Origin of the sequence: Arthrobacter roseus (assembly GCF_016907875.1) — a bacterium.
GTDB classification, from domain to species: Bacteria; Actinomycetota; Actinomycetes; order Actinomycetales; family Micrococcaceae; genus Arthrobacter_J; species Arthrobacter_J roseus.
Window position 1 is genome coordinate 2,987,204 of the sequence record NZ_JAFBCU010000001.1, and the last position, 11,162, is coordinate 2,998,365.

Genomic DNA, 11,162 nt, shown 5'->3' on the forward strand with positions numbered 1-11,162 from the left:
GTTTACTTCTTTTCTTCGTCTTCGTCGACCACTTCAGCGTCAACGATGTCTTCGTCGTCGGCGTTGCCAGCGTCACCGGATTCTGGTGCACCTTCGCCGGGCGTTGCGTCCCCTGCTTCCGACTGGGCCTGAGCGTAGATGGCCTCACCGAGCTTGGTCTGGGAAGCCTGCAGCTTCTCAAACGCGGCCTTGACCTCATCGGCGTTGTCCTCGGACTCGAGGGCCTTCTTCAGCTCATCAACATCGGACTGGACCTCTGTCTTGACGTCCTCAGGCAGCTTGTCTGAGTTGTCCTGAATGAGCTTGTCGGTGGAGTACGCCAGCTGTTCGGCTGAGTTGCGGACATCTGCTGCCTCGCGGCGCATCTTGTCCTCTTCAGCGTGCTCCTCGGCTTCCTGAACCATGCGGTCAATGTCCTCCTTGGACAGTGAAGACCCGCCCGTGATGGTCATGGACTGCTCAGTTCCGGTGCCCTTGTCCTTTGCAGAAACATGGACAATACCGTTGGCGTCGATATCGAACGTGACCTCTACCTGAGGTACTCCGCGCGGTGCCGGTGCGATTCCGGTCAGCTCGAAGGTACCCAGAGGCTTGTTGTCCCTAGTGAACTCACGCTCACCCTGGAACACCTGGATGGCGACCGAGGGCTGATTGTCATCCGCCGTGGTGAAGGTTTCACTCCGCTTGGTGGGGATGGCCGTGTTGCGCTCAATGAGTTTGGTCATCATGCCACCCTTGGTCTCGATGCCGAGGGACAGCGGGGTGACGTCGATCAGGAGAACGTCCTTGCGCTCGCCCTTCAGCACACCGGCCTGAAGCGCGGCGCCAACGGCCACAACCTCATCCGGGTTGACACCCTTGTTGGGGTCCTTGCCTGCCAACTCCTTGACGAGCTCGACGACGGCCGGCATGCGGGTGGAACCACCAACAAGCACAATGTGATCAATCTCAGCGACCTTGATGCCAGCTTCCTTGATGACGTCCTGGAACGGCTTCCTGGTGCGCTCCAGCAGGTCCTTGGTCAAGTCCTGGAACTTGGCGCGAGACAGGTGCTCGTCCAGATGAACCGGGCCGTCAGCAGTAACTGAGAGGTACTGGAGGGAAATGTTGGTGGAGCTGGCCGAGGAAAGTTCCTTCTTGGCCTGCTCGGCAGCTTCTTTCAAACGCTGAAGCGCGATCTTGTCCTTGGAAAGATCCGCGCCCTTCGCCTTGGCCTGGCTCAGCAGGTAGTCCACTACACGCTGGTCCCAGTCGTCACCGCCAAGGCGGTTATCGCCTGAGGTGGAGCGGACCTGAATCGTGGAGAAATCGTCCTCATCCTTGCCAACTTCCAGCAAGGAAACATCGAACGTGCCGCCACCGAGGTCGAAGACAAGGATTAGTTCGTCTTCTTTGCCCTTGTCCAGACCGTACGCCAGCGCTGCTGCCGTGGGCTCGTTGACAATGCGAAGGACGTTCAGTCCCGAGATTTCTCCGGCTTCTTTGGTGGCCTGGCGCTCGGCATCATTGAAATAAGCGGGGACAGTGATAACGGCGTCCGTGACCTTCTCGCCCAGGTAGGACTCGGCATCGGTCTTGAGCTTCTGAAGGATGCGGGCAGAGATTTCCTGCGCCGTGTATTTCTTGTCGTCGATCGCTACGCCCCAGTCGGTGCCCATGTGGCGCTTGACGGAAGCAATGGTCCGATCGATGTTGTTGACTGCTTGGCGCTTCGCGATTTCGCCGACAAGAACTTCCCCAGCCTTGGAGAAGGCAACGATGGACGGCGTGGTGCGGGCACCTTCAGCGTTTGCAATAACGGTGGGCTCGCCACCTTCAAGTACGGAAACCACCGAGTTGGTAGTACCGAGGTCGATACCTACTGCACGTGACATAAGTGCTGGTCCTTTCAGAGATCCACTGAATAGCGTTGCCGGACACCGCGAGTGCCGGTGCGGCACGCCCAACCCGACATGATTGAGCGTTCTGCACTCAAGTTTACTCTCGCTCATGATGGTGTCAAGTCAGACCTGAGCGTGCCTGGCTCAAGTTCTTCTGAGCGTTCTGGAGGAATGAAGAGAGGTACCCGACCACGGAACCCCTCGTGCGTCAAGGCCTTTGCTCTCAAACAGCGGTCATACACGCCAATCTCCTGATATCGGGGGTGTGATGTTTACAACACTCGTTAGTGTTGTGATTATTTTGTTATCCAAGATGACGATTTGGTCATCAACCGATTAGTAAGGTTGAACATGAATAACAAGAAGATCGCCGGCGGGCTACTTGCCGCTTCGGCCACGGTACTTGCAGGAATGTTTACCGGAATGCCCGCTCAGGCGGTCGGAACAGTGGACGATGACGCCAAGGCTCCCGCTGTTGTGAGTCAAGCCGTTACCGCGGGCAGCAGCGCCGACTACTGGACCCCGGAACGAATGGAAAATGCAATCCCCGGATCCGTGCTCGCGGAGCAGTCCAAAGCCCAGTCCTCAGTAATGGCCAAGGCAAACCAAGCGACCGTGCAGCGCGGAGAGCACGTCACCATCACCGGCAATAACAGCGATAAGTCGAAGAAGGGCAATGGCGCAGCCACTCCCACCGCGGGCAGCGAGAACCCCGTTGACCATATTGGAAAGGTTTTCTTCAGCCTCGGCGGCTCCAACTACGTCTGCTCCGGCAACGCCGTAACGTCCAACAACCAGAGCACTGTATCCACCGCCGGGCACTGCCTGAATGAGGGCCCGGGTGCGTTCGCCACCAAGTGGATCTTCGTCCCCGCCTATGAGAACGGCAATGCACCCTACGGCGAGTGGTCCGCGGAAGAACTGTTCGCACCAACGCAGTGGGTGAACCAGGGCAACATGGCCTATGACACAGGCTTTGCCGTCGTGGCTCCCCTGAACGGACAGAGCCTCGGTGAAGTAGTTGGCGCTTCAGGGCTCGACTTCAACGCCGAACGCGAACAGAACTACACCGCATACGGTTATCCCGCCGGCGCTCCATTTGATGGCCAGACGCTGAAGTCCTGCTCCGGCCAGGCAACCCCGGACACCATCAGCCCGGAATTCGAGACGCAGGGCATCCCCTGCGACATGACCGGTGGATCCTCAGGCGGACCGTGGTTCATCAACAGCGATAGCTCCGGTAACCAGAACTCCGTCAACAGCTACGGCTACGGCAGCGTGGACGCAATGTTCGGCCCCTACTGGGGAAGCGTCATCCAGGACGTCTACAGCCAGGCATCCAGCTCGTAAACACTGAGACACAGCAACACAGCAACAGGGTCATACTGGGTAACCGGTGTGACCCTGTTGGTTGTCTACCCTAAGATGACACAGTGCTTCCCTCACTTTGGCTTGCCCTCGTGGGCGCGTGCCTCCTGATCAGCTTCACTCCGGGCGCCGGAGCCATCAACACCATGAGCAACTCACTGAACGCCGGATACACCCGCGCGATCTGGGGCATCACCGGTCAGCAACTAGCACTGATCGCTCACATCCTGATCGTCGCCGCTGGCGTTGGCGTTCTTGTAGCGGGATCCCCCTTGGCATTCAACATCATCCGCTACGGCGGGGCTGCCTACCTCGTCTACCTCGGGATCCAGAAGTTCCGCGAGCGTGCCGAACTGAACAACGACGCCGTTGTCCTCCACTACCACGAACCACGCTTTTCCATGTTTCGCCGGGGCCTCTGGGTCAACCTACTCAATCCCAAGGCAATCGTGTTCTTTCTGGCCTTCATGCCCCAATTCATCAAACCTGACCAGCCGTTGATTCCGCAGTACCTGGTACTCACGGGGACCGTCGTGGTCGTCGATGTGCTCGTCATGTGGCTGTTCTTTGCCGCTGCGGCCAAAACCTTTCAGCGCTTGACCCGCAACGCCCACGGCCAGAAGATCCTGAACCGTATCTTCGGCGGTTTGTTCGTCGCCGTCGGAGTGGGCCTTGCCGCCGTGTGAGGTACTCATAGAATGAACACATGTATCGGGTCATTACAGTCTGCACCGGAAATATTTGCCGCTCCCCCATGGCTGAAATCATGTTGGCCAGGGCCTTCATGGAGGCCGGGCTCCAGCATGTCGTGAGCGTGGATTCAGCCGGCACCACCGAGTGGGAGGTCGGAAAGCCGATTGACCCGCGTGCTGCGGCCAAACTCGCGTCGCAGGACCTTGCGAGCGCTGAGCACGTTGCTCGGCATTTTGAGGCGTCGTGGTACAGAGACCGGCACTTGATTCTGGCCCTGGACCTCGATCACTATGAGCACCTGCGCGCCAACGCACCGGATGCCGAGTCGAGCCAAAAGGTGCGACTCATGCGGGAGTTCGAGCCCTCGTCAGCAGGGGTTCCGCTGCGTGAGCTGGGCATCTACGATCCCTGGTTCGGCGACAAGGAAGACTTCGAAACCACGTGGGCTCTCATCAACGGCGCGGTCCCCGGCGTTGTGGACCATGTGAAAAACGTCGTTCGTGACCGTTAGCCCCCGTCCGCTGCTCATTGCCATCGACGGCCTGTCCGGCGCGGGTAAAACGACGCTCACCGTTGAGCTCGCGGTCCTGCTGCGTGCGCATTTCAGCGTCAACGTTTTTCATCTTGAGGACATCTACCCCGGCTGGGACGGACTTCGGCCGGGAATGGAGCGTTATGTCAGCGACGTTCTGGCTCCCCTGCATACTGGACAGGTTGCCGCATGGCGGACCTGGGATTGGGAAGCGGGCGACGACGGTCCATTGCGGTATACAGAGCCCTCCGACGTCGTCCTTCTGGAGGGTGTAGGCGCAGCGTGTTCTGCGGCTCGGTCGCTTCTGGACGCAGTGATCTGGATCGATGCGGCCGAGGATCTGCGCTGCCGTATGGCCTTGGCCCGTGATGGGGATGCGTATGCACCGTTTTGGGACCGGTGGGCGGAGCAGGAGGAGCAGTGGCTTTCTGCTGATGACGTCACCGCAGATGCCGACGTTGTTGTTAAAGGACACCAGGGTCCCGGAACTCCCGCACTCGTCGTCGAGGCGCTTCTCGAACTTCCCGCGCTGGCCGGAAGGCTATCCCACGTGCCCCGTCCGGCCCTGTCCGTGCGGGTTGAGAAATTGCCGGCACGCAATAATGCTTCAGCACTTTTTGCTGCGCTCTACGCCGAATCGGACCATACGGTCTGGTTGGATAGTTCCAATACACACGAGCTCAATGATCGTAACCGATTCAGCATTCTGGCCGACGATGGTGGACCACATGGACGGACCGCACGGCACGACGGCGGGACCACTGTGCTCGCCGGTGGGCCAGTCACCGTGCGTATTCGGGAGCCCTTCTTTCGGTGGTTGAATGCCGTCTGGGCTGGAGCACCGGTAGAGACTCCGCCGGATTACCCTTGCGGGTTCACCCTGGGGTGGCTTGGATATCTGGGCTACGAGCTCAAGCGCGAGTCCGGAGGCGCGGACCGGGCCGGTCCCGCACGGACTCCGGATGCATCGCTGATTTTCGCAGGGCGCGCCGTCGTTCTTGATCACCTTGCTGACGTCGCGTACCTGTTGACGCTCAGCGACGGCCGCCCGGATGACGACACTGAGGTCTGGCTGAATTGTGCCCGCAGCGCTGTGCTCAGGGCAGCAGAGACGTTCGACGATAACCTGCCCGTTCCCGAGTGCGGCGACTTCACGGTGCGAGATACGCGGGAAGACTACCTGGCCAAAATTCTCTCAGCTCAGAACGAGATCCGTGCCGGCAACTCTTACGAGGTGTGCCTGACCACGGAGTTGACGGCTCACGCGGACCGGCTCGAACCAGTGCAGGTCTACAGCTCCCTCCGCCGTGGTAGCCCTGCCCCTTTTGCCAACTACCTGCGTTTTGGAGATCTGCACCTTGCCGGTTCATCGCCGGAGCGCTTTCTCTCGATCACCGCTGAGGGGGCGTTGCGGGCGGAACCTATCAAGGGAACACGTCCCCGCCTGGCACATCCTGAAGCGGATGCGGCCCTCCGGCACGAACTTGAACGATCGCCGAAGGACCGGGCCGAGAACATCATGATCGTGGATCTACTGCGCAACGACCTCTCCCACTTCGCAGTCCCCGGAACAGTGGCCGTCAGCCGGTTATGCGCCGTCGAAAGTTACACCACCGTCCATCAGATGGTCAGCACCATCGATGCGCAACTGCGTCCTGACGCTTCCCGTGCGGAGGCGATCGCAGCCGCCTTTCCCGCCGGATCGATGACCGGGGCACCCAAAATCAGCACCATGGAGATTCTGGACCGGCTGGAGACGGGACCACGCGGGCCCTACTCCGGCGCGGTCGGCTACTTCTCGCTCACTGGTGCCGTTGAACTGTCGGTGGTTATCCGGACCCTTGTCATGCACCGTGTCGATGCCGGTTTCGACCTGAGTCTCGGCGTTGGAGGCGCCATCACCGCAGACTCGGTGCCGGGCGACGAGTGGGACGAGGTACGCACCAAAGCGCACGGTGTGCTGACAGCGCTGGGAAAGCAGTTTCCCGCCGACACGTAAATTATGCTGGCCGCATGACAGTTCTGGTGTTCCTCGACCCCATTCACCCCAACGGACGAATCGCCGACGCTTCAAAACCACAGTTGATGGCTACCGATCTGGGAGCCACCCGGGGGGACGGAGTGTTTGAGTCCCTGCTGGCCCGCGATGGTAAACCCCGTAAGCTTCAGGCGCATCTGGATCGGCTGGCAACCTCGGCTGCCAGCCTTGAACTCACGATTCCGGCTCCAGCTCAATGGGAACGGGCTATAGCGACGGCGATCGCCCGCCACCATGCTGAGGATCCGGCGTCGGAGCTCGTGGTTAAACTCCTTGTCACGCGTGGGGTGGAAGGTGCTTCCGCACCGACGGCCTGGGTCCAAGTATCCGCTGTCACTCGAAAGTCCCGACAGCAACGCGAAGCGGGCCTAGCTATCACCCTGCTGGATCGTGGCTACAATAGCACCGCCGCAGAGCGGGCCCCGTGGTTGTTGATGGGCGCAAAAACTCTCTCCTACGCAGTCAATATGGCGGCCCTGCGATACGCCCACGCCAAAGGTTTCGATGACGCGATTTTCACGTCCTCCGACGGCATGGTTCTTGAGGGACCCACGTCCACGGTCTTGTTGGCCACCGACCGGGATGGCGTGAAAACCCTGCAAACGCCGTTACTGAAGAGCGGGGTACTGCCCGGCACCACGCAGGGCGCCCTCTTCACCGCTGCGGACGCTGCCGGGTGGTGTCTCGGGTACGGTCCGCTGGTCCCGCAGGACCTGTTCGAGGCCGACGGCGTCTGGCTTGCCTCGAGCATTAGGCTGCTGGCACCGGTGAACTCCATCGATGGCCAGTCTCTAAGCACTACCTCGGACGCGGGAAACGCACTCACGGTGGAACTCACGGCACTACTTGAGTCTGCGCTGTAGCTCGAGTACGTGGACTTGTGAAGAACTCGTCAGACGACTAACAGCTGCGAGGGCCAGAAAAACTCGACCGGCAGCCATTCAGTTCGCACCGTTGGGTCGCTAGGCTTGGACGTGATGACCTGAAGATGACGAAAGGATCTGTCATGACTGAACAGAACAGCAAGGCCGAATCCAGCCAAAATCCTGATATCGGTGGCGGTTTAGAGGATATGGATGAAGGCGGTTACGGCGGCCCCGGCCCCCGCAACGAAGACGCAGAGGCCAAGGAACCGGAGTCTGACGATTCGGAAGACTCCTCCGAAAAGCAGGACGGAAACGCGGGCTAGCCCCAGACCAGGTTCCACGTGTTCAGGTGCATCGCAGCGGCCATCGCGGCGCCGGCCACAAGCACTCCGCCGAGAACCACCACCACGTCCATGCCCGCGTAGGTTGCTTTGCGCGCCCAGGTTCGATGCTCGCCTCCGAAGCCGCGCGCTTCCATCGTCACAGCCAGTCGGGAAGCACGCCGGATGGACTGCACCAGCAGCCCAAACGCCTGCGAGAGATTCGCCTTGAATCGCGCCCATGGGCTGCCCATCGATCCGACACCGCGTGCCCTCCGAGCCATGCCCAGCGTCCGCCACTCCTCAATCATGAGACCGATCAGACGCATCGCAGCCAGCGTCCCCAATACAAACCGGTGTGGCAGCTTGGCTTGTTGCGCTAACGAATCCGCAAGGTCGGTGGGATCAGTGCTGACCATCAGCAGGATCCCGGGGAGCGCGACGGCAAAACTGCGGGCTGTGATGGCAACGGCCGCCGTCAGAGATCCTTCCGTGATGTCCACGTAGCCGAGGTTCAGCAGGATGGCACCCGAGTCTTCCGCAACAATTGCCGTGCTCCACCCGCCCAGAATGATCGCGACAGCCAGCGGCCACCCGCGTCTGGCCAAGGCGACCAGGCTCATCCCAGCCAGCGGCAGCAGCAGCAGTTCCAGTGCGAGGGCAACAGAGGCCGAGACCCAGTCAATGGATGCCGCCAAGGTGAACGTCACCAGGACGACGGCGATGAGTTTCGCGAGCGGATTGGCGCGGGTGAGTAACGCGGTGTTGTCCGGGTTGAACAGTTCATCTCTCATGAAGCGTCCTTTCCAAGTTCCAACCGCGCTCCGCCAAGGACACGGGTAAAAGAGGCATCATGGGTCACGGACACCACCGCCGTTCCGCTGTCCAGAAGACCGAGCAGCAGGGACGCGAGTTCTGCCCAGGTATTGGCATCCTGCCCGAATGTTGGCTCATCGAGCACCAGCACTTCGGGGCGGGTTGCCAGCACGGTCGCAACGGACAGCCTCCGCTTTTCACCGCCGGAGAGCGTGTAGGGGTTGGCCTCCACCAGGGATTCCAGGCGCAGCCGCTGCAGGAGTTCATCCACCCGCGCGGCGACGTCGCCATCCGGAAGCCCGGCCTGCCGCGGCCCAAAAGCGAGCTCGTCGTAGACCCTTCCGGTCACGAACTGGTGCTCGGGCTCCTGGAAAACGGTGCCGATCCGTGTGATGAGGTCCCGGGCCTTCCACCGAGCCGGGTTGCTACCAAGGTTCCCGGCGAATTCAGCGGTGGCGCCCACGTCACCGGACAGTGCGGGCAGCAGCCCCGCAAGAGTGAGGGCGAACGTCGATTTGCCTACCCCGTTGGGACCGGTCACGCTCAACGCCCTGCCCCGCTTGACGACCACGTTGATGTCCGACGCCGCCGGCTCCGGCCGGAACCGCCGTCGCGCTTTTTCACGCGAGACAGCGAGGTTCGTAGCTTCCAGCAGTGGCGTGCCGCTGCCCATGGTCTCCCTGGGTTTTATCTCAGGAGAGTATCCGGGAACCCATACGCCAGCCGAGATGAGTCGATCCCTTGCCTGCAGGAAGACGACGTCCGGGCGGCCGTCCATAGAAACCCCACCCCCTGCCTCGAGCACAACGACCCGGTCCACGACGTCGATCCACGCGTCCACTCGGTGTTCCACCACCACGAGTGTGGCTCCGGTGTTTTCAAGGACACGAGCCACGGCATCACGGACTTCCGTGACGCCCTCCGGGTCAAGGTTGGCCGTGGGCTCATCCAGGAGGATCAGACCCGGCTGCATGGCGAGAATTCCGGCGAGCGCGAGCCGTTGCTTCTGGCCTCCGGAGAGGTGCGACGTCGGGTGGTTCAGCGGAACGTCCAGCCCGACGGCGGTGAGCGCGGAACGGACCCGGTGCCAGATCTCGGTGGGTTCCACCGAGAGGTTCTCTGCTCCGAACGCTACGTCGTCGCCCACGCGGGACAGGATGACCTGAGACTCCGGATCCTGTTGCATGAGCCCTGCACGACCGCGCAGACCGTTGGCGTTCTGTCCATCAATAGTGAGCGAACCGGCCTCATCGGCGTCCTCCTCGGCCCCGAGAACTCCGGCCAGGGCGTGCAGCAGTGTGGATTTTCCAGCACCGGAGGGCCCGAGGAGGAGGACTTTCTCACCGGGTTCAATGTGAAGGTCCAGTCCGCTGACCGCCGACTGTTCGCGGCCAGAGTGCCGCCAGCCCCAGTTCACCGCCTTTATTTCCGCTGGCTTCACCCCAAGCCGGGGTTGCGCGCTGAGGCTCACAGCACTGGTTCGGACGCCGCGTTGCGCGAAGGAAATGCGCTCAGGGCCCCGGTGCGTGAAAGCCCGCGCGCTGCCAGCCAGGACAGAACGCCGGCGAGGATGGCGCATCCAACGACGCAGCACAGGATGTAGACGATCTTGTGATCCAGTGCCCACGCGATATTCCAGCCCCACGGGGCAATGGTGTCATTGAGCCCCATGAATAGTCCTGCGGCGCCGCCTGCCAGAAGCGCAACCGTTAGCGTGAATTTCCGGTAGCCGAAGGCAGCGAATATCAGCTCGGCACCCAGACCCTGAATCATTCCGGACACCATCACGGCGACACCGTACTTTGAGCCCATCAGCAATTCACCCATAGCGCCGACCGTTTCACAGAAGAACGCTGCGCCCGGCTTCCGGATGATGAGTGCACCGAGGACAGCCGGGATGACCCAGCCACCGCTATAAAGCCCAGCCAGCGGCGGGTACGCTGCAGTCAGAACCCCAACGGGCCCGGCACCGAGGGACCACAGCCAGAAGATCACCCCGCCGGTGACGGCGATCAGCGCCGCGACAACGATGTCCACCACCCGCCAGCGGTAGCGCGGCTTGCGTGGTGCAGTGCTGGTAACTTGTTCATTCATGAAATCCTCCTGGAGTCAGGAGGGGAAAATGCCCTGGCACTTTGAGATGCTCGACTCCCTTCGCCGGTACTAACCGGAGCAGGTTCGAGGGTCTGCGGTGGTCCGCACTCTCAGCGTTCAACCTGTGGCCGGAGTCCCGGTACAGGCAACGCTCCCCTGTCGTAATGTCTTTACTGATTTCTCAGTGCCTACTACCTTACACACAGCTACGCCCGGAGGACGACTGGCGCTAGGCTAGGGGAGAAAGCCTGAGCAACCTGATAGCTTCCGTCTGATAGCAAGGAGCCACCGTGGAGAAAATGTTAAAGATATTCGGATCCCTGATCAGCCTCGCGGCCGGTATCGCCGGGGCCAAGATCGTTGATGCCATCTGGGAGAAGGCCACCGGCGATGGCCCGCCCAAAGGCACGGATGCGCTGGAGAACACGCTGCGCTCAACGTTGGTTTTCGGGTTGGTCTCAGGTGCCGTGCGAACCCTGATTCAGGTTCTGACCAACCGCGAAACTCAGAAGGCAATCAACCGGTTTGCGCGGACCCGTTCTCAGGTCTAAAACC

The 11,162-nt window shown here is 61.1% G+C and carries 11 protein-coding genes and 1 riboswitch; of the genes, 7 read left to right on the plus strand and 4 right to left on the minus strand.

Annotation, left to right across the window (positions count from 1 at the left end):
- Positions 1–2: 2 nt before the first annotated feature.
- Positions 3–1,874, minus strand: a complete 1,872-nt coding sequence (dnaK, locus tag JOE65_RS14510; protein ID WP_205163852.1) for a molecular chaperone DnaK — start codon at positions 1,872–1,874, stop codon at positions 3–5.
- Between the two features lie 357 nt (positions 1,875–2,231).
- Between dnaK and JOE65_RS14515 the strand changes: the two genes are divergently transcribed.
- The 6 genes from JOE65_RS14515 (at position 2,232) to JOE65_RS14540 (ending at position 7,700) form a co-directional block, all read left to right on the plus strand.
- Complete coding sequence (locus JOE65_RS14515; RefSeq protein WP_205163853.1) at positions 2,232–3,230, plus strand: trypsin-like serine peptidase; 999 nt, start codon at positions 2,232–2,234, stop codon at positions 3,228–3,230.
- An 83-nt stretch (positions 3,231–3,313) separates the two neighbouring features.
- Positions 3,314–3,934 (plus strand): LysE family transporter, encoded by a 621-nt coding sequence (locus JOE65_RS14520; protein ID WP_205163854.1) that lies wholly within the window; start codon positions 3,314–3,316, stop codon positions 3,932–3,934.
- Positions 3,935–3,954: 20 nt separating this feature from the next.
- The gene (locus JOE65_RS14525; RefSeq protein WP_205163855.1) at positions 3,955–4,452 is read left to right on the plus strand and encodes a low molecular weight protein-tyrosine-phosphatase; all 498 of its coding nucleotides are present in this window, start codon (positions 3,955–3,957) and stop codon (positions 4,450–4,452) included.
- On the plus strand, positions 4,442–6,472 hold the full coding sequence (pabB, locus tag JOE65_RS14530) for an aminodeoxychorismate synthase component I (RefSeq protein WP_205163856.1): 2,031 nt from the start codon (positions 4,442–4,444) through the stop codon (positions 6,470–6,472). Before JOE65_RS14525 ends, pabB begins: the two co-directional genes overlap by 11 nt.
- Positions 6,473–6,486: 14 nt before the next feature.
- Positions 6,487–7,374: an aminodeoxychorismate lyase gene (locus JOE65_RS14535; RefSeq protein WP_205163857.1), complete on the plus strand. Its 888-nt coding sequence runs from the start codon at positions 6,487–6,489 to the stop codon at positions 7,372–7,374.
- A 143-nt stretch (positions 7,375–7,517) separates the two neighbouring features.
- Complete coding sequence (locus JOE65_RS14540; protein ID WP_205163858.1) at positions 7,518–7,700, plus strand: hypothetical protein; 183 nt, start codon at positions 7,518–7,520, stop codon at positions 7,698–7,700.
- Here the strand turns inward: JOE65_RS14540 and JOE65_RS14545 are convergent.
- From JOE65_RS14545 to JOE65_RS14555, 3 genes are read right to left on the minus strand one after another with little or no spacing between them, the layout of a single operon-like run.
- Positions 7,697–8,491: an energy-coupling factor transporter transmembrane component T family protein gene (locus tag JOE65_RS14545; protein WP_205163859.1), complete on the minus strand. Its 795-nt coding sequence runs from the start codon at positions 8,489–8,491 to the stop codon at positions 7,697–7,699. The two genes, JOE65_RS14540 and JOE65_RS14545, sit on opposite strands and share 4 nt — an antisense overlap.
- Positions 8,488–9,930: an ABC transporter ATP-binding protein gene (locus JOE65_RS14550; RefSeq protein ID WP_338021661.1), complete on the minus strand. Its 1,443-nt coding sequence runs from the start codon at positions 9,928–9,930 to the stop codon at positions 8,488–8,490. Before JOE65_RS14550 ends, JOE65_RS14545 begins: the two co-directional genes overlap by 4 nt.
- A gap of 50 nt (positions 9,931–9,980) precedes the next feature.
- Positions 9,981–10,607, minus strand: a complete 627-nt coding sequence (locus tag JOE65_RS14555; protein ID WP_205163861.1) for an ECF transporter S component — start codon at positions 10,605–10,607, stop codon at positions 9,981–9,983.
- Between the two features lie 38 nt (positions 10,608–10,645).
- Positions 10,646–10,775, minus strand: a riboswitch (TPP riboswitch).
- A 131-nt stretch (positions 10,776–10,906) separates the two neighbouring features.
- On the opposite strand from JOE65_RS14555, the gene JOE65_RS14560 reads away from it, so the two are divergent.
- Complete coding sequence (locus JOE65_RS14560; protein ID WP_239537360.1) at positions 10,907–11,158, plus strand: DUF4235 domain-containing protein; 252 nt, start codon at positions 10,907–10,909, stop codon at positions 11,156–11,158.
- The last annotated feature ends 4 nt before the right edge of the window (positions 11,159–11,162 follow it).